Genomic DNA, 22,527 nt, shown 5'->3' with positions numbered 1-22,527 from the left:
GCGCAGTGAACGAGCAGCACCAGCTATGAAGAAGCAGGTGGACGCCAGTTCCTACACCATCTCCCGGGACACTACCCACGTATCGCCGCCAAAGCGATGATTGATGCCGGACGCGGGGGCTGTATCGTCAATGTCGCCTCGATTCTGGGCACACGGGTGGCCAGCCATGTGTCCGCCTATGCCGCGTCCAAGGAAGGGCTGATTCAACTGACCCGGTCTCTGGCGCTTGAATGGGCGCGGCATGGCATCCGGGTGAATGCCATCTGCCCCGGTTATATCGAAACCGACCTGAACCGTGAGTTTTTTGCCACTGACGCGGGACAGGCATTGATCAAACGCGTCCCGCAGCGCCGGTTGGGGCATGATCCGTTGGCCGCCCCCCCGGACCGGGGGCCTACGATAAGGCGACCGGGAATCCCCGGCCGCAATTCTTAGAGTCACGATTTCAGAACGCGTTAAGCCCGGTCAGGTTGCGCCCGATGACCAGTTTTTGGATTTCGGTGGTGCCATCGGGAATCGGCATGACCTTTGCATTGCGGAAGTGCCGTTCAACGGGGAACTCTTTGGTGATGCCGTTGCCGCCGTGGATCTGCACCGCTTTGCCGGCGATTTCGACGGCCATTTCGGTTGCATACCATTTCGCCATCGAGGTCTGGGTGTCACAGCGCACGCCCAAGTCCAGAAGTTGCAGCCCGCGCTGGCACAACAGGCGCGCGGCATCCAGGTGCGTGGCCATGTCGGCCAAGTAGCCTTGAATCAACTGGTGCCCGCCGATCGGCTTACCATGTTGTTGGCGATCCTGCGCATATTTGACGGCACATTCCAACGCCGCCTGCGCTATGCCAATGCTCGTCAGGCCGACAAACACGCGAGCGCTCTCAAACAGTTTCAATGTCTGGAACAGGCCGCCGCCTGCATTACCCAGAACATGGTCAGCGCTGGTTTCGGCACGGTCGAAAAACAATTCGCAGGTCGATGCACCGATAAGCCCCAGCTTGCGCAATTCGCGGCTCTCGTAGTTGCCGGTATCGCGGTCGACGATGACCATGGAAATACCGTCGTCCAGATTGCAGACAACGATGGCGAAATCCGACTGGGCCCCATTGGAAATCCAGAGCTTCTGGCCAGTGACGAAAATCTTATCGCCCTCGCGGTCCGCACGTGTCTTGACCTCGCGTACGTTCGAACCGACCTCTGGTTCGGAAATACAGGTGGCACAGATCCGTTCGCTGCGCAGGAGCGGCTTCAGATAGGCCTCTTTCTGCGCCACATTTCCCAAGAGGTTGACCGCGAACACGGCATGACCCTGAATCAGCACCGCGATTGCCAGATCGGCCCATATCCGGGCCAGTTCCTCGTATAGGATGCCATAGGTCATGCGGTCGATTCCGGCACCGCCGTCCTCTTCGGGGATCAGGCCGCTGATCAGCCCGAATTCCTCGACCTTGGCGAACAGGGACTTCAGGGTTTTCGCATCGGGGGGGTGGCCGAGGTTCTCGTATTTCTCGGCCAGCGGCGCGAACTCTGCCTCGGCCATCTTGCGGAAGTTTTCCAGCAACATGCGTTGCTCATCTGTATAGATTGCCTGAGCGGCGGCGATCACGTTTTCCATGGTTCGTCTCCTTGTTTCAACGGCCCAGAATGGTGACGCAGGCGGCCGCTTCTTCTACCCCGTGCAACCCCCCGCCGTTTTCGGCGATGGCGTTCTTTGCCCCTTCGACCTGACGCGCGCCAGCTTCGCCGCGCAGTTGCGTGACCAGTTCGAAAACCTGCCCTATCCCTGTGGCACCGACCGGGTGGCCCTTGGATTCCAACCCGCCCGAGGGGTTCACCGGAATGCGTCCACCGATCTTTGTCTCGCCGCGCAGACTGGCGGGACCGCCCTCGCCGAATTCGACAAATCCGAGGTTCTCGATCTGGATCACTTCGCCCACGGCCGTGGCGTCATGCACTTCGGCCACCGATATATCCTCGGGGCCGATCCCGGCCTGTTCATAGGCCTCAAGCGCGGCAAGCCGGGTCAGGTGGTTCTTGTAATCTTCCGGCGGACGATCGGTGCCCGAGCGCAGGATCGCGGCCTTGACCTTGATCGCGCGCGCGGGATCTAGGCCCAGACGTTTTATCCCCTCGCCGGTGCATAAAACGGCCGCAGCGGCCCCGTCCGAGATCGGGGCGCACATCGGCAGGGTCAGCGGATAGGTGATCGGCGGCGCGGCCAATACCCGATCGACGCTCATGGCTTCTCGGTATTGCGCCAGTGGATTATGCACGGAATGCGCATGGTTCTTGGCGGCGACGGCGGCGAACTGTTCCTGAGTTGTGCCAAAGGTCTTCATGTGCAGCCGGGCGAAGCCTGCGTAGACATCCATGAACACGCTGTAGGGCTTGGGCGATTTCGATCCTTCGGGTTCCTCGACCCCTGCACCCAGATCGGCCAGCCGTTGCGCGACCTCTTCGCTGTTGCTGACGTCCCAGCCGCTGTCGAAGGCCGAAAACATCAACGCACGGTCGTCAGAATACATCTTTTCGGCGCCCACGGCGAGACAGCAGTCGCCATTGCCGGCCTTGAGGAAATCGACTGCCAGTTTGAACCCGGTCGAGGCGCTGGCGCAGGCGTTTTCGACATTCACCACCGGAATGCCCTGAATGCCCATTTCACGCAGCGCGATTTCGCCGCGGATCATGTGCTGGCCCTCCATGTGGCCCTGCACCGCGTTCGAGAAGAATGCGCCGTCGATACGATCTGCCGTCACTCGGGCATCGGAAAGCGCGGCGGCGACGGCCTCGCCGGTCATGTCCTTGATGGTTTTGTCCCGGAACTTTCCGAACGGCGTCATCCCGATGCCAACGATGTAAATGTCCTGCATCGTTTGTCCTCCTGACCTAGTATCCGCGAAACTGCGGTTTTCGTTTTTCATTGAACGCCGACAGACCCTCGTGCATGTCCCAGGATCGCATGTGCGCGCGCAGGTTCAGCATCTCTTCGGAAAGCGCGGCGGTTTCGTCCACGTCCAGCGACCGATTGGCAACCGTCTTCATGCGGCGTAAGACCGCCGGGCTTTTTTCTGCCAGCCTGTCGGTAAAGGCCTGCACCGCTTGTCGCAGGTCTTCGTCCGCGATGACCTTGTTCACCAGTCCCCAGTCCATCATGTCCCGTGCCGAAACGTTCTCGCCCGAGAACAGCAGGTATTTCGCGCGGTTCAGGCCAATCCTACGCGGCAGGATCGCCGCACCGCCGGCCCCGGGAAAGACGCCAAAGTTGGAATGTGCGTCGCCCAGTTGCGCGCTTTCGGCGGCAAAGACCAGATCGCAGGCCATCACCATTTCCAAACCGCCCGCCATCGCCAGCCCGTTCACTGCGGCGATCACCGGTTTCGGGCCATGTCGCATCAGCCCAAACGTGTGATCGACAAGATCCAGAAGATCCGGCTCGCCTGGTGCATGTTTGGCGCCAGCAACTTCTTTCAGATCGGCACCGGCGCAGAATGCCCGGCCAGAGCCGGTCAGGACAATTGTACGCACCCCATCGTCGGCCAGCGCCGATTCCAGTGCTGCCGCCATCTCGCGCAGCATCTGCGTTGACATTGCGTTGAGCTGTTCGGTGCGCTGGAAGGTAATCCATTCAGTTTTTGCGACCCGCTCAACGAATAGCGTCTGCTTTGCTTCACTCATGCTAAGCTCCTGATAATTATACATATTATTGGTTTTTCGCCTTGTCTTTTGCGGCGATTTGCGCTGCACTCGGGCGGACCCGCACGTGGAAAACAAAAGAGCTGGAGATTGATATGAGCACTGCACCCCTGGCCGGCCTGAAAATTCTCAGCCTTGCCGAACAGTTTCCCGGTCCCTATGCCACAATGCTGTTGTCCGACATGGGAGCCGAGGTGATCATGATCGAACGACCGGGTGTCGGCGATCCGGCCCGGCAATTTCCGCCCTTGTTCCGGGCACTGAACCGAGGCAAGCGCAGCGTTGCGTTGGATCTGAAATCGGCCGAGGGGCTGGCACGGTTTCGCGAACTGGCCAAGGAATCGGATGTCATCGTCGAAGGGTTCCGCCCTGGCAAGCTTGCGGCCTTGGGTGCCGGTTTCGAGGACATGCGTAGTGTCAACTCGCGGCTGGTTTATGTATCGATTTCGGGTTACGGGCAGGACGGCCCCTATCGTGACAGGGCTGGCCATGACCTGAGCTATGAAGGGGTTGGCGGTTTGCTGGCCGATCAGGCCGATGCAAAGCAGCCCGGCCCTGTGCCGCCGATCCCCCTTGCGGATGTTGGCGCGGCGTTGTTCGCGGCGATCGCAATCCTGTCGGCGGTGGTGTCGAGCCAGCGCACAGGGCAGGGGCGTTACGTGGACGTGTCCATGTCGGATGCGGTGGTTTCGATGTTGACCGCATTCCTCGTTCCCGCCGCCAATGGAACACCGCTGGGCGAATTTATCGCCGAGCCGGGCTATGGCGTGTTCACCTGCAAAGACGGCAAGCTCTTGACCTTGTCCATCGCGCATGAGGACTGGTTCTGGAAACCGTTCTGCGATGTGATCAACAGGGCGGATCTTGCGCCGTTGACAGGCCGCGACCGTGTCGCCCGCAAGGCCGCGCTGCGCGAAGAAATCGCGGCGATTTTGGTCAACAAGACGCGCGCCGAATGGGGCGACCTTCTGGATAAGGCGGGGGTGCCATGGGGTCCGGTCAATTCCCTGGTCGAAACGTTGGACGACCCCCATGTGCGTGCGCGCCAGCTGCTGCGCAAGATTACGCATGACGGCGGCAAGGCCGAGACTTTTATTGTCCAGCCGTTGAAATTCGATGGTTTCGAAACCGCGATACCGGATCTGCCCCCCGAGCTCGGGGCAGATAATGACAGCGTTTTTTCGGACAGCTCCAACTAGAGGCGGCAGCCGTCCGATGGCGGCTCTAGCAGGCAAAAGAATACCCGCCATTCACCGGATAAGTTTGACCGGTGATCCAGCTGGCAGCATCCGAGCAGAGGAACAGGATCATTCCGGCGGGGTCTTCCGGCTCGCCCAGACGGCGGATCACGTATTGCGACAATGCCCGCTTCTCGGTCTCTGCATCCGGGATCAGGTCGGCGACAGCCGGAGTTCTTGTGCCCCCCAAGGCGACGCAATTCGCGGTGATCCCGAACCGACCACCGGCTTTTGCAATTGCCCGCATGAAGCCGGCCGCGCCGGCCTTGGCGCCGGAGTAGACCGCCAGATGCGGCTCGCCCACGCGGCCCGCGTCGGAGATGACTGTCACGATGCGCCCATAGCCGCCCTTGACCATCAGGGGCATTGCGTGACGGGTGCAGTTCAACACGCCGTCGAAATTGGTCGCCATCCAGCGCTTCCATTCCGATGGGTCTGAGTCCCAGAAGGGCACCAGATCATCGAGCCGCGAGGTCGGCCCCGCGTTCCCGGCGTTGTTGACCAGGATATCCACGCCGCCGAACGCGGATTGCGCCTCGGCGAAAGCTGCGCCGACCGCCTCGAAGTTCGAGACGTCAAAGGCGATTGGCAATGCCTTGGCGCCAGCTGCTTCAACTTCTGCGGCAACGCTTTCCGCCCGATCGGCGTGAAAATCATTGATCACAACAGCGCCTGCGCCATGTTCCGCCAGATAAAGCGCGACCTGCCGGCCCACGCCCTGTCCGGCGCCGGTCACCAGCGCGGTGCGGCCCTTGATATCCAGGATGGTGCTCATGAATTCCTTCTCCTCAGCCCAGCCATCTCTTCCGGCGGCGATAGTGTTTGATATCTCGATAGCTTTTGCGCTCGCCCGATGCGGTGACGCCGAGATAGAATTCCTTGATGTCCTCGTTGTCAGCGAGCTTGTCGGCAGGGCCGTCCATCACGATCCGGCCGTTCTCCATCACATAGGCATAGTCGGCGATCGATAGCGCCGCGGCGCTGTTTTGTTCGACCAGGAAGAAGGTCGTGCCTTCTGACTTGAGCTGCTTGAGCACTTCATAAACATCCCGGATCATCATCGGGGCCAATCCCAACGACGGTTCGTCGATCGCGATGATCTTGGGGCTGGCCATCATGGCCCGGCCGATCAGCAGCAGTTGTTGTTCGCCACCAGACATGAAGCCAGAGGTGCGGTTGCGCAGGTCCGCAAGCCGGGGCATCAAGGTGTAAACATGGTCCAAGCGCTTTTTCAGCTCGGCGGAGTTGGGCACCATGTGCCCGCCGACGATCAGGTTTTGCTCTGACGTCAGATGCCGCAAAACGCGCCGCCCTTCCATCACATGGATGAGACCGTTCTTCACGACTTCCGAGGCTTCCATGTTCTGAATGGGAGTTCCGTCCAGAACGATGGACCCCGCCGAAACGGTTCCATCCTCGGATTTGAGCGTTCCCGAGATGGCTTTAAGCGTCGTGCTTTTTCCTGCGCCATTGCCACCGAGCAGAGCAACACATTGTCCCGCACGGACTGTCATGGACACGCCTTTGAGCGCCAGGATGACGTCGGAATATGTCACCTCTACGTTGTTGAGTTCCAGCATGGTCATATTGCCCGGGGCTAAGGATCAGAACGGGCGCCGCGACTGCGGCGCCCGGATTAATTCACCATTTCTCAACTTGCGGAACGTCGACACCCGTTGCCGCGATGGTGATTTTCCCATCTTTGACGGTGCCCACATTCACTTTGAGGCCTTCCAATGGGAACGGTGCTTCTGGCGTAAAGGACAAGGTCGGCAGGAACCCATGGGTTTCTTCGGTGGTGATCGGTTTGGCAAAAAGCGCCTCACGTACCATCTCTCCGGTCAGGCCCTCGGCGCCGTTCGCCTCGATCGCGTGATCGATCACGGTCACGGTATAGAGACCCTGAGATACGCCCATTGCGGTCACGACGTTCCAAGGTGCTTCGAGTCCGTAATCGGCAACCAATGTCTCGTAGAATTGTCGCGCGGGAGTGTCCTCATCGGCCGCAATCGCCATGCCGTAGGCTTCAAAGTCCCCCTCCATTTGCTCAAGCCCGCCAAGCGCGCCACCCGAGGCTGGAAGCCCGTTATGCGAACTCATCATGATCGGGATGTTCGCCCCGTTGGCCTGCAGCCCACGTTTCGCGGCAACCACGATAGAGGTGTTCGTTTGGATTACCAGCGCCTCGGCCCCGGCTCGTACAACGCGGCGCATTTGCCCCGTCAGATCGGTGGGTTGAACTTCGGTATAGATGACCTCGACGAGGTCGATCTCCTCGGGGTGCTCTTCGGCATAGAGTTCAAGGCCCTTTGCCATGTCGACATAGGCAGGCGATGCTTCGGAGGCGAGGATCGCAACCTTGAGCGGTTCGTCTCCTCCGCGCTGTTCACGCATCCAGTTTAGAAAGCCGACACTTTCGTGCGAATAGGTCGGACGTGGGTTGAAAATCCAGGCATCCGGTTGCCAGGCAAAACCGTAGGCCGCTGTGGCCATGAACATCGGGATTTTGTCTTCCGGCAGGCGTTCGGAAAGGGCCGCGACGTCAGGCCCGCCGAGGCCGACAACCGCAATCGGGTCCAGTTCCGATTTGATCCCGGGCCAGAGACTTGCCACCTGTGCCGCGTCATAGCGGGTTTCGTAGTTTTTGTAGTTCAGCGTGACGCCAAGTTCCTTGCCGCGGGTTTCATTCCACCAGGTGAACACAGCTTCGCGTCCGCCTGCCAGGATGGGCATGATGTCAGCATAAGGGCCGGAAAAGTCCGACAGCAGGGCCAGATTATAGGTCTCTTCGGCCTGCGCCTTCAAAGGCATGGTCGCCGCGGCCGCCAAGGCAGCCGCTGCCAGTAAGCCGCGAAGACCTCGATTCGATTGGTAAGTCATATTCTTCCTCCCAGGTTTAGAGCCGCTCTATTTCTCAGTAAGGAAACGGCCAGATACGGTATGACGACTTCAGGATGTTCCAGCGGTGCATCAGCCCCTTGGGTTCGAGGATCATAAACAATGCGATCACGCCGCCAAGAACGACATTCATGCCAGCGAACACGATGTCACCGCCAAGGAATGATACCGAGTCGGCGATATTGGGGCCGACCGTCGCGATAATTTCCTGGATGATGCGGATAATGAAGACGCCGATCAGGGCCCCCACGATTGAACCCATCCCGCCGACGATGATCATCGCGACGAAGAAGATCGAGTGAAACAGGGTGAACTGGTCTACCCCCACGAAGCGGATCAGATAGGCCCAAAGCGCCCCGCCGACGCCCGCATAGAAAGCGCCGATCAGGAAGGCATTTGCCTTTGTGGCCGCGACATTGATCCCCATTATACCCGCGGCCACGTCATCATCCCTGACCGCCACGAAGGCACGGCCGAAGCGTGACCGAACGATCCCGAACGCGCCCGCCACCATGATCGCGGTCACGGCGAAATTCAGATAGAACTGCGAAGATTCGCTGACAAATCGCTGCCCGAAAAGCTCGGCCGGGGGCACGGTGATACCGTTCGATCCACCCAGCCAGGTTGACGGCAGGTTCAATACGGCAAAGTGGAACAGGAACTGAGCTGCAATCGTGGTCAGTGCCAGATAGAACCCCTTGATCCGCGCCGCGGTCAAGCCAAAGAGAAAGCCGAACAGCGCAGCCGAGAGCCCGGCCAGAGGAATGGTCAGCAGAAACGTAAGGCCGGTCTTCGAGGCCAGTATCGAGGCCGTATAGGCGCCGACCCCCATGAACGCCGCCTGACCCAGGTTGATCTGGCCCGCATAGCCGGTGCAGATCTGAAGCCCGACGGCGATGACGGCGCTGATCATCATCATATTCAGGATAGCGATGATACGGCTGCTCACCAGGTAAGGCGCCAACAGCAGTAGAGCCATGAATACGACGAGGGCCAGAAACTGCCAGCGCGTTCGGATCAAACGTCTGTCACTGCGATAGCTTGTCGGGAATACGCCAGAAGGATCCATGGATTACACCCGTTCGATTGTGCGCCAGCCGAACAGGCCGGTCGGCCGGATCAGCAGAATGGCAAGCATTATGATATATGGAACGACACTGCCGAGCGAGCCACCGATCAACGGATCAAGGTAGTTGGTGGTCAAGCTCTGCGCGATGCCGATGATTATTCCTGCCAGGATAAGCCCGCCGATGGATTCCAGCCCGGCAAAGAGCGCCACCGGCAGGGCCGCGAACCCGATATCCGAGGCCAGGAAGGTCAGCGATTTGCCGCTGAGAAAGATCATCGCACCAATTGTGGACAGGATTGCCCCGAGAACCCAGGCAACGGCAATCGAGCCTTTCACCGAAATGCCCATCGAGGAAGCTACGACGTGGTCCTCCGCCACAGCGGTCATACGGAGGCCGGACCGGGTCCGGTTGAAGAACCACGACAGGCCGACGGCCGCGACAATGGTGATGATCCCACCTATCAGGAGGTTCATCGGGATCAACATATCGCCGAGGAACAAGGGTTTCAGCGGAAAAATGATCGGGAAGGGTCTTACCGCGGGACCGAACACAAGCAGCACCAAACCGCGCAGCAGGATCAAAAGGCCGACGGTGACCATGACCATCGAGAAAACCGATTCACCGATCAGCTTTGTCAGGAAAATCCGTTCGATTGCGTACCCGACCAGCCCGGCCAGAACCAGCGAAAGGGGTATCGACAACCAAAGGCTAAGCCCCGCTTGCATCGTTGTGAACCAGACGATGAACCCGCCGATGATCACAAGCTCGCCCTGCGCGAAGTTGAACACCTTGCTGGCGCGGTAAATCACAACAAAGCCCATGGCCACCAGCGAATACAGAAGGCCGATCAAAGCCCCGGTAATGATGTCATTGATGAAATAGACCATTGTCGCCGACCTCCTTTAAGATTTGGACTGCCGCTTGGCAGCCTTCGATGCGTTTTCAACATCCGACACGCGAACCGTGGTCTTGAGAACGCCTTGACGGCCGTCCTGATAGGTCACAGCGATTTCGAGATCTGTCTCGTCATCGCCAGCATAGATCGCCTCGACGAGCTTGGCATACCGTTCCTCCAGAAAGGCCCGGCGAAGCTTTCGGCTGCGGGTCAACTCGCCTTCATCCGGGTCGAGTTCCTTGGGAAAATTCGCAAAACGTGCCACGCGCGAGCCTTCGGGCAGGAGCGCATTGATGCGCGCCACTTCGCCTTTGATAAGGTCCAGAACTTCGGGTTTCTGCGAGAGATCGGTGTAGGTCGAAAAGCTGATCTTGTTCTCTTCCGCCCAACGCCCGAGAACTTCCATATCGATATTGATAAGCGCGCTGACGAAGCTCCGGGTTTCGTCGCCCAAGGTCATGAGATCCTTGATGAAGGGGCTATACCGCAACCGCGTTTCGATGAATTGCGGCGGATAGCTGTGCCCATTTGCCAGGCGGCGCATATCCTTGACACGGTCAAAGAACAAAAGCTCGCCGTCGTCGGTCATCGACACCGCGTCACCGGTCTTGTACCAACCGTCTTCGGTCAATTCCTCTGCGGTCTTTTCGGGCTTGCCGTGATAGCCACCGAAGCCCGATCCGCCACGCACCTGAAGCTCCCCTTCGTCCGAGACCCTGTATTCCAGCGGTTCGCCGTAGTTCGTGTTGCTTTGCATCCAGCTGCCGCTGGTTTCCAGCTGATAGCTTTCGCCGACATGCGCGGTCAGAAGGCCGATTTCGGTCGCGCCATACACGTTGCGCAGCTTAACCCCCATCGCGTGGAACATACGAAAGACGTCAGGTGCCATCAGGGCGCCGCCGCTCATTGCGTTTTTGGCCTTACCAAGGCCAAGATTGTCGCGCAGGTGATGCAGCACCAGAGCTTCGGCAAAGGGAAGCTGCAGGCGTGCGGCAAGGCTGGGGCTACGCCCCTCCAGCCGTTCCACATAAACGTCGTGGCCGACCTTCATACCCCAGTTGTACATCGCATTGCGGATTTTACCCGCCCCCAGCATCCGGGCCTGAACGATGGAGGCGAGATTTTCCCACTGGCGCGGGCTGAACACCAGTGCGTCGACCGCCAGTTCGCGAATGTTGGTCAGTACGTCTTCAGGGCCTTCGGGGAAGTTGACGACCATGGGCGCGATCAAACCGATCGACAGGCCGAAAATCTGTTCCGTGACCCAGGCCGGCGAAATGTAGGTCAGGTATTCGGTGCCCGGCGCGATTTCGATTGCCCCCATCACCCGCGAGCAATTGTCGAACAGGTAGCGATGGCTGATGACAACGCCCTTGGGTTTTCCCGTGGTACCCGAGGTATAGGACAGCAAGGCGGTATCGTCCGCCCGTCCACGTTTTACGTGTTCTTCAAATCTGGCGGGTTCCTTGGCGTGGATCTGACGCCCGGCCGCGCTCACACTTTCAAACGAATGCAACAGGGGATGATCATAGCCCCACAGACCGGAATCGTCCCAGTAAACGACCGCCAGGGCGCCCGAGTACTTGCCCGCAATCTCGATGCATTTATCGACCTGCTCCTGATCCTGTGCCAGAAAAATCCGCGTTTGCGAGTCTTCGGCCAGATACAGAATCTCTTCAGCGTTTTGATCCGGATAGACAGACAGGACTTTGCCGCCTAACGACTGGACGGCGTATTCAGCCCAGAAATGTTCGGGTTCGTTTTCGCCAATCATCATGACGGATTCGCCAGCCGACAAGCCCAGGTTCTCCAACCCGAGAGCCAGGGCGCGAACCCTGTCAAGAACATCGGCCCAGGTGAATTCACGCCAGATGCCCAGGCGCTTGTGCCGTTCGGCGAGGTTGGTCGGTGTGGATGTCGCTCGCGCGAGCAAAACCTGCGGCAGGGTTTCGCTATGTGTCACTGCTGGGTCCGAAAAGACCATTGCTGTCCGTTGTTTGACCATGCCGCTACCCCAGATATGCCTTTATGACAGCCGGGTCCTTCTGGATTTCTTCCGGGGTGCCTTCAGCGATGACCCGCCCGAAATCCAGCACCACGATCCGGTCGGCAAGGTCCATCACGACGCCCATGTCGTGCTCCACCAGAACTACCGGAATCTTGCGCGCCTCGCGCACATCGAGAATGAAGCGCGCCAGGTCTTCTTTTTCCTCCGAGTTCATGCCGGCCATCGGTTCATCCATCAGCAGGATCGACGGTTCCTGCGCCAATGCACGGCCCAGATCGACACGCTTGCGCAACCCATACCCCAACGTGCCCACGGGCCGGTTGCGGATTGCCTCGATCTCGAGAAAATCGATGATCTCCTCTGCGGCTTCACGATGTTCCGATTCCTCGCGCATCACGGGACCGAACTGGAAAAAAGCCTGGACTACATTCGATTTCATCAGCATGTGGCGGCCGATCATAATGTTTTCCACCACCGTCTGCCCGGCAAAAAGATGGGTGCCCTGAAACGTCCGCGCCAGACCGCGCCGGGCGATCTGGTCAACACGCAGGCCGGTCACGTCCTGCCCGGACAATTCGACACGGCCCTTCTGCGGACGGTAGAAGCCCGCAGTCACGTTTAGAAGTGATGTTTTTCCGGCTCCGTTCGGTCCGATAATTGCAAGCAATTCATCGTCGGCCACAGAAATGCTCACATCGTCGAGCGCGGTCACACCGCCAAATTTCAAAGTTGCACCACGCACCGCAAGCGGTGAGGATACGTGCCCGTTATTCGTGGTCATGTTGCGGCCCGTGCTTTTGCCCCACACCTCATGGAGGCGCGCATAGCCTGACCGCACGGTTTTTCGTTGGTTACGAGTTTTCCTCGCATTGTTCCTCCTCCCACCTCTAAATTCAGAGGTTTGCCTGGTTTATTTACCAAGTCTCTCCGCGAAGCCTAACAGATGTTAGAAAAATTGGTCAACAACTGAATTCGCTACCGAAGAAGACCGATCAGACGGCCGCGTACTCTGCGGAAAAGCTTCGAAGACCTTTTTGATCCTGACACCAGACTGTCCCGGAGGTGCCGGTCCCTTCATTGTGCAGTTGCAATTCGCAGGGCAGGGTGAGTGGCGCGAGGCCACGGAACGAAAACCGGTGGGGCGATGTTTTCAACGCACCCGCCGCCAGATTCAGAAGCAGCGTGGCCTGCAATGGGCCATGCACAACAAGTCCGGAATAGGCTTCGGTTTCGGTGGCGTAGACGTAATCATAGTGAATGCGATGGGCATTGAACGTCAGCGCCGAATAGCGAAACAGAAGAACAGGATCCGGTGTCAGCGTCGATCTAAGCGTGTTGGGGTCACCCGCGTCAGCTGCGCTCTCGCCCGTGCGGGGGGTGGAAATCTCACGATAAACGATCGTTTGCTGCTCCCGGATACAAAGCCGGTTGCCACTCAGATACTCATGTTCGACGGTCACAAAGACCAATGGTCCACTACGGCCCTGCTTGGCCACAATATTCCTGATCGAAGAGCGTCGGGTGATGGTTTCGCCGATTTTCAGCGGCGCGATATGCGTAACATCGCCGCCAGCCCACATGCGGGCGGGCAGCAGAACAGGGGGCAGAAATCCACCCCTCGCGGCGTGGCCGTCTTCTGACAGGGCGGCAGCTGGCACGGTATCAAGGGCAAGGCACCAATGAACCCCCAGCGGGACATCGCCGGCTTCGTCCCAAAGATGCGGACCGAGCGTGGCGCGGAATTTGTCGATCAGCCCCTGCGTCAGAACATCTTCCTTGGTCTCGGTGCGTCCCAGCCAGGGCGCCAGCGCGTCAAGGTCGATCTCACCCATGTTTCTGGCCTCAGAAGGATCGGGGCATGCCGAGGATATGTTCGCCGACATAGGAGAGGATCAGGTTGGTCGAGATCGGGGCGACCTGATAGAGGCGCGCCTCGCGAAACTTGCGCTCAACATCGTACTCCCGTGCGAAACCGAAGCCGCCGTGGGTCTGGATGCAGGCATTGGCCGCTTCCCAGCTGGCTTCCGAAGCCAGCAGCTTGGCCATGTTCGCCTGTGCACCACAATCCAGTCCGGCATCGAACCGCCTGCAGGCTTCAAAGCGCATCAGATTGGCGGCCTCGATGTTCACATAGGACCTGGCGATAGGGAATTGCACACCTTGGTTCTGGCCGATGGGACGGTCAAAGACCACGCGGTCGCCGGCATAGGCGCGGGCCTTGTCAACGAACCAGTATCCATCACCGATGCATTCCGCCGCAATCAGGGTCCGTTCGGCGTTCAGCCCGTCAAGAATATGGTAAAACCCGCGCCCCTCGGTGCCGATCAGGTTCTCGGCGGGGATTTCCAGGTTGTCGAAAAACACTTCATTGGTTTCGTGGCCGGGCATGTTGGCGATGGGGCGGACCTCCATCCCGTTGCCGATTGCCTCTTTCAGATCGACCATAAAGATCGACAGGCCCTGCGACTTTTTCTTGACCTCGCTCAGCGGCGTAGTGCGGGCCAGCAAGATCATCAGGTCAGAATGCTGGATACGGCTGATCCAGACCTTCTGGCCATTGATCTCATACCGGTCACCCTTCTTGACTGCGATGGTCTTCAGTTTGGTGGTGTCGGTCCCGGTTGTCGGTTCGGTCACGGCCATGGATTGCAGGCGCAACGCGCCGCTGGCAATACCGGGCAGGTATGTCTGCTTTTGCTCATCCGAACCATGCCGCAGCAGCGTGCCCATGTTATACATCTGCCCGTGGCAATGGCCCGCGTTTCCGCCGCAGCGGTTCACCTCCTCCATGATGATCGAGGCTTCGGTCAACCCCAGACCCGAGCCACCGTATTCCTCTGGGATCATCGCGGCAAGCCAGCCCTCGCGGGTCAGCGCATCGACGAATTCCTCGGGGTAGGTTTCGTCTTCGCCGAACTTGCGATGATACTCTGGCGGAAACTGCGCGCAAAGTGCGCGCAAGGCATCGCGCAGATCGGTGTGAGTGTCTGGGGCTGACGTCTGCATCGTTCAAGCCGCTCCCGGGCCGGAGGTTTCGAGGATTTCCTCTTCGGCGCGCTGCCACAATTCATAGGAGATCGGGTTTTCGCTCTCTTCGAGGATATGACCGACCAGGCCGATGGCGCGCGCCATGACGCCAAAGCCCCGCACGATCTTCCAGGGAAAGCCGAATTCACAGCAGATCGCTCCGATCGCACCAGTGGCGTTAATCGGCAGCATCTTACCCGATTTTTCTTCGGCAACGGCCTGAATTTTCTGGATCAACTCGATGTATTCACCGGACTTGCCGTTCTCGGCAGCGATCTGGAACAGGCGCGGGGTGCGCGGATCGACCGGTTTGTGCACCGGATGTCCGAGCCCCGGCACGATCATCTTGCGGGCGCGGAATTTTTCTACCGTCTCGACGGCCAGCGCATCCAGATCGACACCGGTGCCCAACTTGTCCTGTGGCAGTGCCTCGTAAAGCATTTTCGAGGCACCTTCCATAGAACCGACAAAGACGGTGCCCAGCCCACACAAGCCAGCCGCCACAGCCGCCTGAAGCGATTCCGGCGCCCCCATATAGGTCATCCGCGCCGCCAGGGCCGAGGGCGTGATACCATGTTCGACCAGGGTAATGACGATGGCGTTGAACACCCGGCTTTCCTCGGGTGTGGCCTTGCGGCCCGTCAGTTGCAGGAACGCCAGATCGCCGAGGTTCATGTGGCCCAGGATCTCGTTGGGCAGGTCGAGGCCACGCACGCTGATCTTGTCAGGGGTGCTCCAGGCAATGCTGGAGCTGATTTTTTCTTTGCGTTTTCCCATTAGACCGGATCCCATGAAAAGACATCCGCCGAAACTTCGAGCGGCGTGAACTGCGATTTGAGCGCGGGAATGGCGCGATCGGCGATTTCATCGGCGGTCCAGCCATCACCGGAATGAACCGACCGCACCGGGCGGGGCTGGTTGAACAGGAAGATCTCGTTCTTGCGAACCGCAAAGATCTGTCCTGACACGTCAGCCGCGCGGTCGCTCATCAGGAAACAGGCCATCGGTGCAACCTTGGCCGGTGTCATCTCCTTGATCTTTTCGACCCGTGCCACCTGTTCCGGGGTGTCTGTCTTGATCGACGAGATCATCCGGCTCCAGGCGAAGGGCGCGATGCAGTTTGACCGCACGTTCCAGCGCTTGAGATCAAGCGCAACAGATTTTGAGAAGGCCGCGATGCCCAGCTTCGCGGCAGAGTAGTTCGCCTGGGCAAAATTGCCGATCAGCCCCGAGGTCGAGGTCATGTGCACGAGCGCGCCGCTTTCCTGTTCGCGGAAATAGTCGGCGGCCGCGCGGCTGGTATTGAAGGCACCATAAAGATGGACCTTCACCACCGCGTCGAAATCCTCATAGGTCATCTTGTGGAAGTAACCGTCGCGCAGAATGCCGGCGTTGTTTACCACCGCGTCGATGCGACCGAATTCCTTGACCCCGGCTTCGATCATCGCGCGCGCGGCATCGGGATCGGTGACAGAGCCGCCATCGGCAATGGCATCGCCCCCAGCGGCCCTGATCTCTTCGACGACTTTCTGCGCCGCAGTTTCTGTCTGACCGGTGCCTTTCAGGGATGCGCCCAGATCATTGACCACCACGGCGGCGCCTTCGGTAGCTGCCATCAAGGCGATATCACGCCCGATCCCACCGCCGGCCCCGGTGACCAGAACGACCTTTCCGTCAAGTGCTTTTGTCATCTTCTTGCTCCCTCAGAGTGACTTGCGGTATTTGTCCAACCCGCCGGTGTGCATGACCCGGCCCATGAGCGGCACACCGATGATCTCTTCTGCTTTGACCGCCGCTGCGATCAGCTTGTCCAGATCAATGCCGGTTTCGATGCCGAGCTCGTGACACAGGAACACTGCATCCTCGGTGCAGACATTTCCTGCGGCGCGCGCGTGGCCGTGGCCCGCGAAAGGACAGCCGCCAAGACCGGCGACGGAGCTTTCGAACATGTCCACGCCCATCGACAGGGCCGCATAAACGTTGGCGATCCCCAGCCCACGTGTGTCATGGATGTGCATACCGATGCGCGCCTCGGGCGCCAATTCGCGCAGGGCGCCGATCATCCGTTTGACCGCCTCGGGGTTTCCCCAACCCATGGTGTCGGCGACCACGAGGATCGGCACGGGGATGTTCTCTTCTTCGCATAGCTGAAGGATAAAGCGGAAATCGTCCAAGATGCGTTCTTGGGGGATGGGGCCCTCGAGGTTGCAGCCGAAAGCGGTCATCACATAGGCCGCGTCGACGGTATATCCCTCTTCCTTGTAAAGACGGACCCAGTCACGTTGTTTTTCCCGCATCTCGGCCGAGGAACAATTGTTGTTCGATTGGGCGAATGCTTCGGAAGGATAGAACAGCAGACGCGGGTCGATATCGACCTCATGCGCGGTCAGGGCCTTGCGAAACCCTTTGTCGTTCAGCCACAGCGATGTGTAGTTCACGCCCGGTTTGCGCTTGATACGCTGGAACAACTCGCCGGTGTCCGCCATCTGAGGAACGTATTTCGGGCTGACAAAGCTGCCGACCTGAATGCGTTTCAAGCCGGTTTCGCTGAGCATGTCGATCAGTTCGATCCGCTCTTCGATCGGGTAAATCTTCTTTTCGATCTGAAAACCCTCACGCGGGCCTTCTTCACGAAATTCTACGAATTTGGGAAAGTCGCTCATTTCATCACTCCTCGGATGGCAGGATCTCGGCGATGACCTGGCCGCGATCGACCATGTCCCCATTCGAGACGGATATATTGCTGGCGATCCCGGCCGCGGCCGCCCGGATCGAGATTTCGAGTTTCATGGATTCCATGACCGCGACCACGTCGCCTTCGGCCACGCTCTGACCATCGGAGACCTTGATTTCGACAATCATGCCGGTCAGCGGAGAGGTCACGGCGCGATCCGCCGCGGCATCGCCGCCGGCAAAGGCAAGGGGCGCGGCGGGCCGAAAGACCAGGCGGCCTTCGGGCGTATCCAGTTCGATCACGCCCGCGTGCAGGCGCGCGTCGATCAGATGGACGGTGTCGCCTTCGCCGACACGCCAACGGCCCGGGGTCAGTTCACGTGCCGACAGTATCAGCGCCTCGCCTTTCTCCGAATGGATGGTGTACTTGGCACCCGGTTTGACTGGACTGACGCGCAGTTCTTCGGATACCTCGTCAGAATCGGTAAGCGTCACGCGCTGCCCCGCTTCAATCGCATCGCCGCCCAGTCCAAGCCGCCAGCCGGTAAAGGCATCACGGTTGGTCCAGGGATTGGCGTCTGTGTCGCTGCGCGACTGGGTCACGAAGAGAATGGCAGCGGTCGCCTTCCACAGATCTGGGCGGGTCAGGCCGGGTGCCTGTGTCAGCTCATCCAGCCTGCCGTCGATCCAGCGGGTATGCACCTGCATCCGTTCGAATTCATGGTTTCGCGCCAGCGCCGTTAGAAAGGCGCGATTGGTCTCGACACCTTCGACCGCGACATGATCAAGCGCCGTGGCCAGACGTGCCAATGCGGTTTCCCGGTCGGGCGCGTGCACGATCAGCTTGGCGATCATCGGGTCGTAGTAGGGCGTGACGGCATCGCCTTCTTCGACGCCGCTGTCGATGCGCAGGCCCGATGGCAGGCTGAGCGTGGAGAGCGTGCCCGTCGACGGGGCGAATTGCATCGCCGGATCTTCGGCGTAAAGCCGCGCCTCGACCGCGTGGCCGTTGATCGTCAGATCGTCCTGCACCAGTCCAAGGCCCGCGCCTTCGGCAATCCGCAGGTGAAGCGCGACAAGGTCCAGCCCGGTGATCGCTTCGGTGACGGGATGTTCCACCTGAATGCGCGGGTTCACCTCAAGGAAGAAATACTCGCCACCCGCGACCAGAAATTCGACCGTGCCCAGCCCGCGATAGTCCAGCGTTTCGCCCAAGCGCACCGCGTCGCGTGCGATGTCGTCCAGAAGCGTTCGGGGCAGACCCCAGGCCGGGGCTTCCTCGATGACCTTCTGGTGGCGGCGCTGAAGCGTGCAATCGCGTTCGAACAGATGCACCACATGGCCCTTGCCGTCACCTGCGATCTGCACTTCAACATGGCGCGCCTCGGGCAGGAAACGCTCCAACAGCAGCCCTTCGGAGCCGAAGGTGGATTTTGCTTCGCGCAGCGCGCCTTCGATGTCCTCGACCAGCGTGGTCTCGTCAGTGACGAGCCGTTGTCCGCGCCCACCACCGCCGCCGACCGCCTTGAGCAGCACCGGCAGGCCCATTTGGCGCACCTCCTCGGCAATCTGCTCGGGATCGGACCGCGCACCTTCGGCGCCCGAAATCACCGGGACGCTGGCCGCCACGGCGGCCTCTTTGGCGCTGGCCTTGTCGCCGAAACGTTCAAGCGTTTCCGGCGTCGGCCCCATGAAGATCATGCCGGCGGCTTCGACCGAACGAGCAAAATCGGGGTTTTCGGCCAGAAAGCCATAACCGGGATGGATCGCATCCGCGCCCACTGATTGCGCAGCGGCAATCACCGCGTCGATTTTCAGATAGCTCTCGGATGCAGGCCCGGCACCGATACAGACAGATTTGCCGATCTCGCGGACATGCAGGGCATTGGCATCGGCCTGCGAATGCACGCCGACAGGGGTGATACCGCTGGCCCGCGCGGTGCGCGCGATCCGGCAGGCAATTTCGCCGCGGTTGGCGATCAGAAGCGTTTTGATTTTCACGGTTCGCTCCTCACATCCTGAACACGCCGAAGTTGGTATCGACCTTGGGTCTGCGCGATGTCACATCCAGCATCAGCGCCATGACGTCACGGGTCTCACAGGGCTCGATCACGCTGTCGATCCAAAGGTTGGAAGCAAAATTATAGGCTCCCTGAAAATCTTCGTATTCCTTGCGGATCGGTGCCTTGAAGGCTTCCTCCTCCTCGGGGGTCCAGCTTTTGCCTTCGCGTTCGTTGATCTGCGCGCGGACCTGAGCCAGCACGCTGGCGGCCTGTTCCGGCCCCATGATTGCCGACCGTCCCGTCGGCCAGGCGAACATTGCGTCCGGCTGGAACGGGCGGCCCAGCATCGCCAGGTATCCGGCCCCGTAAGAGCCACCGGTGATGATTGTGAATTTCGGCACCCGGGCCGAAGACATGGCCGTGATCATCTTGGCGCCAGCCTTGGCAATGCCCATCTGCTCGACCTCGCGGCCCACCATGAAGCCGTTCACATCGGCCAGGAACAGCAGCGGAATATCACGCTGGACGCAGAGATTGATGAAATGCGTCGCCTTCAGCGCGGCTTCGACGAAAAGCACGCCTGTATTGGCGATGATCCCGACCTCGTGGCCGTGGATGCGCCCCCAGCCGGTCATGATCGTGTCGCCATAAAGCGGCTTGAATTCGTGAAAATCGCTCTCATCGACCAACCGAGCCACGATTTCGCGGTTGTCGGTCGGCACCTTGGGGTCGCGGCTGATGAGCCCATAAATCTCTTCGACCGGGTAGGCGGGCGCACGGGGCGTTTCGGGCGTCTTGCGGGGTTGGGGTTTTTCGCCAAGATGGCTGACAATTTCGCGCGTGATGGCCAGAGCGTGGGCGTCATCTTCGGCCAAATGGTCGGTCACACCGGAAACGGACGAATGCATCTTGCCGCCACCCAGTTCTTCGGCTTCGACCTTTTCGCCGGTTGCGGCAAAGGTCAATTCCGGTCCGCCCAGATACATAAAGCCCTGACCGCGCACGATCACCACTTCGTCACAGAGCGCGGGGATATAGGCACCACCCGCGGTGCAGGGCCCCATGACCACGGCGATTTGCGGCACACCATCGCCAGACATGCCGATCTGTTGGTGAAAGATGGAGCCGAACTGGCCTTCGTCGGGGAAAAGGTTGGCCTGGTCGGGCAGGAAGGCACCGCCGGAGTCCACGAGGGTGATGACGGGCAGGCGGTTTTTCCAGGCAATTTTCTGTGCCCGGACGTGTTTGCGGCAGGTGATCCCGAAATAGGTGCCGCCCTTTACGGTGGCATCATTGGCGATGATCATGCACTGACGGCCTTCGATCACGCCAATACCGGTAATGATGCCGGCGCCGGGTGGAACTCCCTTGTGCATATTCAGTCCGGCCAACTCGCCGAGTTCCAGAAATGGTGTGCCCGGGTCGATCAGCCGTTCGATCCGTTCGCGCGGCAGGATTTTGCCTTTGTCCACATGACGTTTGCGCGCCATTTCGGGGCCGCCGACGCGCTGTAAGAGCCGGAGGGCATGTAGTTCATCGACCTTTTCGCGGTAAGACACGTCGTTGGCGCGGAAGTCGTCCGACCCGCTGTCGAGAAGGGATTTCATTCTAGTCATGGCAGGTCTGGATATTTCCTGAGAACGAAGGCGACCTTAGCGGCGCCAGGTTTTTCGAAAGTGTCGGCCGCAACCAGGTGAACGTCGGCCTTGAAGACCAAGGAGTCGCGAAGCCGCTGCTCAATTTTCTTTTTGAGGGTGACGTCATCGGCCGGATCGCGATCGGGGCCCCGTTCGACAATCACCGTCAGCGCGCCCTGCGTGGTATGGCCCTCGAAATCGGCCACGATGCGCATGACGCCGTTGGTGTCCGGCACCATTTCGGTAACGATGCTGTTGATCGCCGACGGGAAGACATTGGCCCCGCGCACGATCAGCATGTCGTCGGTGCGGCCGGTGCAGCGGATCTTCGGTCCGGTGCGGCCGCAGGAGCATTCGGTATCGATCACTTCGATATAATCGCCTGACCGGAACCGCACGAGCGGGCTCGCCTGGCGGCCGAGCGCGGTATAGACCATCTCGCCTTCTGCGCCTTTTTTCCAGGGAATGATCCTGCCGCTCTCCGGGTCGAGCAGCTCGGTCAGGACATAATCCATGTTGACCATGTGCATACCCGACTGGGCGTCGCACTCGGCCCAGTATGTCACGCCCAGATCGGTGCCGCCCAGCATCTCGGTGCATTTCGCACCCCAGGCCTTTTCGATCTTTGCCCGAATTGCGGGAATGCCGCCGCCGGGTTCGCCGCCGACGATCACGCGCTCGATACCCAGTTCGCTGGCCTTGCAGCCAAGTACCTCGGGAGCCTTTTCGGCCAGGTGCAGCACAAAGTTCGGGGCGCCGACCACGCAACGCGTGCGGGTGTCGGCGCAGGCGCGCAGCAGCCGTTCCGCACCGCCATCGGCGCCCACCGGGACATCGATCGTGCCCATGTACTGCAATCCCTGCATCACGGGGATGCCGCCGACAAAGCCCTTGGCGAGCGAAAACGCGTGCAGCACCATGTCGCCCGGCCGCACGCCATTGGCAAAGAAACAGCGTGCCGTCATCTCGTGCCACATTTCGGCGTCGGATTCGGTCAGGGCCACATATGAGGGGCTGCCGGTCGTGCCCGACGATGCCTGCATTTGGATGATCTCGTACATGGGCGCGGCGCGGTGTTTGCCGAACGGCGGATCGGCGGCCAGGCTTTCGCGGATCTCGGTCTTGTAGGTATAGGGCAGTTTCTGCAGGTCTTCGATGGTGCGGATATCGTCGAATTCCACACCGGCTTTCGCGAACTTCTCCTGATAGAAAGTCGAGTTTGCCTTGAGATAGGCCATCTGATCGCGCAGTCGCTCTTCCTGAATACGGCGCACCTCGTCGAGCGGCGTGCCCTCGATCGCGTGCCAGAAGCGATCATTTACCTTGTCGGCGGCATCTTCCCGCCGGAAGCGCATTCCAAATTGCATGTCGTTCTCCGTTCCTAGCCG

20 protein-coding genes are annotated in these 22,527 nt (G+C 59.9%); 2 read left to right on the top strand and 18 right to left on the bottom strand.

Translation table 11 applies throughout. The features are described 5' to 3' along the window. The first annotated feature begins 81 nt into the window (after positions 1 to 81). Complete coding sequence (locus PXK01_RS17805; RefSeq protein WP_268987217.1) at positions 82 to 435, top strand: SDR family NAD(P)-dependent oxidoreductase; 354 nt, start codon at positions 82 to 84, stop codon at positions 433 to 435. Positions 436 to 445: 10 nt separating this feature from the next. On the opposite strand, the gene PXK01_RS17800 is transcribed toward PXK01_RS17805, so the two are convergent. The 3 genes from PXK01_RS17800 to PXK01_RS17790 are packed head-to-tail and all read right to left on the bottom strand — an operon-like array spanning position 446 to position 3,672. Then, complete coding sequence (locus PXK01_RS17800; protein WP_142494837.1) at positions 446 to 1,612, bottom strand: acyl-CoA dehydrogenase family protein; 1,167 nt, start codon at positions 1,610 to 1,612, stop codon at positions 446 to 448. A 16-nt stretch (positions 1,613 to 1,628) separates the two neighbouring features. Beyond that, positions 1,629 to 2,867, bottom strand: a complete 1,239-nt coding sequence (locus PXK01_RS17795) for a thiolase family protein (RefSeq protein ID WP_027264384.1) — start codon at positions 2,865 to 2,867, stop codon at positions 1,629 to 1,631. 16 nt (positions 2,868 to 2,883) lie between these two features. Beyond that, entirely contained in the window at positions 2,884 to 3,672 is a 789-nt protein-coding gene (locus PXK01_RS17790; protein WP_028288592.1) for an enoyl-CoA hydratase/isomerase family protein, read from the bottom strand. A 113-nt stretch (positions 3,673 to 3,785) separates the two neighbouring features. Here PXK01_RS17790 and PXK01_RS17785 point away from each other — a divergent pair, with 113 nt between their 5' ends. Beyond that, complete coding sequence (locus PXK01_RS17785; protein ID WP_036540260.1) at positions 3,786 to 4,889, top strand: CaiB/BaiF CoA transferase family protein; 1,104 nt, start codon at positions 3,786 to 3,788, stop codon at positions 4,887 to 4,889. Between the two features lie 25 nt (positions 4,890 to 4,914). Here PXK01_RS17785 and PXK01_RS17780 read toward each other — a convergent pair whose 3' ends face one another. The 15 genes from PXK01_RS17780 to PXK01_RS17710 form a co-directional block, all read right to left on the bottom strand. Next, complete coding sequence (locus tag PXK01_RS17780; RefSeq protein WP_028288590.1) at positions 4,915 to 5,703, bottom strand: SDR family NAD(P)-dependent oxidoreductase; 789 nt, start codon at positions 5,701 to 5,703, stop codon at positions 4,915 to 4,917. Between the two features lie 13 nt (positions 5,704 to 5,716). Then, on the bottom strand, positions 5,717 to 6,508 hold the full coding sequence (locus PXK01_RS17775) for an ABC transporter ATP-binding protein (protein WP_028288589.1): 792 nt from the start codon (positions 6,506 to 6,508) through the stop codon (positions 5,717 to 5,719). A gap of 61 nt (positions 6,509 to 6,569) precedes the next feature. Continuing rightward, positions 6,570 to 7,808 (bottom strand): ABC transporter substrate-binding protein, encoded by a 1,239-nt coding sequence (locus PXK01_RS17770; protein WP_051630972.1) that lies wholly within the window; start codon positions 7,806 to 7,808, stop codon positions 6,570 to 6,572. A gap of 34 nt (positions 7,809 to 7,842) precedes the next feature. After that, a complete protein-coding gene (locus tag PXK01_RS17765; RefSeq protein WP_202076295.1) occupies positions 7,843 to 8,805 on the bottom strand; it encodes a branched-chain amino acid ABC transporter permease in 963 nt (320 codons plus the stop codon). A gap of 93 nt (positions 8,806 to 8,898) precedes the next feature. Continuing rightward, positions 8,899 to 9,783, bottom strand: coding sequence for a branched-chain amino acid ABC transporter permease (locus PXK01_RS17760; protein WP_028288586.1), 885 nt, complete (start codon positions 9,781 to 9,783; stop codon positions 8,899 to 8,901). A gap of 15 nt (positions 9,784 to 9,798) precedes the next feature. Further along, on the bottom strand, positions 9,799 to 11,754 hold the full coding sequence (locus PXK01_RS17755; protein ID WP_233145719.1) for an AMP-binding protein: 1,956 nt from the start codon (positions 11,752 to 11,754) through the stop codon (positions 9,799 to 9,801). A gap of 46 nt (positions 11,755 to 11,800) precedes the next feature. Further along, positions 11,801 to 12,580 (bottom strand): ABC transporter ATP-binding protein, encoded by a 780-nt coding sequence (locus PXK01_RS17750; protein WP_028288584.1) that lies wholly within the window; start codon positions 12,578 to 12,580, stop codon positions 11,801 to 11,803. 211 nt (positions 12,581 to 12,791) lie between these two features. Then, complete coding sequence (locus tag PXK01_RS17745) at positions 12,792 to 13,631, bottom strand: FAS1-like dehydratase domain-containing protein (protein ID WP_028288583.1); 840 nt, start codon at positions 13,629 to 13,631, stop codon at positions 12,792 to 12,794. Between the two features lie 10 nt (positions 13,632 to 13,641). Continuing rightward, positions 13,642 to 14,805 (bottom strand): acyl-CoA dehydrogenase family protein, encoded by a 1,164-nt coding sequence (locus tag PXK01_RS17740; protein WP_028288582.1) that lies wholly within the window; start codon positions 14,803 to 14,805, stop codon positions 13,642 to 13,644. A gap of 3 nt (positions 14,806 to 14,808) precedes the next feature. After that, a complete protein-coding gene (locus PXK01_RS17735) occupies positions 14,809 to 15,603 on the bottom strand; it encodes a citryl-CoA lyase (protein ID WP_100160969.1) in 795 nt (264 codons plus the stop codon). Continuing rightward, positions 15,603 to 16,517: an SDR family NAD(P)-dependent oxidoreductase gene (locus PXK01_RS17730; protein WP_028288580.1), complete on the bottom strand. Its 915-nt coding sequence runs from the start codon at positions 16,515 to 16,517 to the stop codon at positions 15,603 to 15,605. Before PXK01_RS17730 ends, PXK01_RS17735 begins: the two co-directional genes overlap by 1 nt. Before the next feature lie 12 nt (positions 16,518 to 16,529). Continuing rightward, on the bottom strand, positions 16,530 to 17,489 hold the full coding sequence (locus tag PXK01_RS17725) for a hydroxymethylglutaryl-CoA lyase (RefSeq protein ID WP_028288579.1): 960 nt from the start codon (positions 17,487 to 17,489) through the stop codon (positions 16,530 to 16,532). Positions 17,490 to 17,493: 4 nt separating this feature from the next. After that, entirely contained in the window at positions 17,494 to 19,500 is a 2,007-nt protein-coding gene (locus PXK01_RS17720; RefSeq protein ID WP_142494836.1) for an acetyl/propionyl/methylcrotonyl-CoA carboxylase subunit alpha, read from the bottom strand. A gap of 10 nt (positions 19,501 to 19,510) precedes the next feature. Next, a complete protein-coding gene (locus tag PXK01_RS17715; RefSeq protein WP_028288577.1) occupies positions 19,511 to 21,118 on the bottom strand; it encodes an acyl-CoA carboxylase subunit beta in 1,608 nt (535 codons plus the stop codon). Next, positions 21,115 to 22,494, bottom strand: coding sequence for a phenylacetate--CoA ligase family protein (locus PXK01_RS17710; protein WP_274861125.1), 1,380 nt, complete (start codon positions 22,492 to 22,494; stop codon positions 21,115 to 21,117). Before PXK01_RS17710 ends, PXK01_RS17715 begins: the two co-directional genes overlap by 4 nt. Positions 22,495 to 22,527 lie beyond the last annotated feature (33 nt).

It is taken from the genome of Phaeobacter sp. PT47_59, assembly GCF_028890025.1.
In the GTDB taxonomy this organism is placed as follows: domain Bacteria; phylum Pseudomonadota; class Alphaproteobacteria; order Rhodobacterales; family Rhodobacteraceae; genus Phycobacter.
The sequence above is the reverse complement of the archived record's forward strand: the minus strand, read 5'-3'. Positions and strand labels throughout refer to the sequence as shown.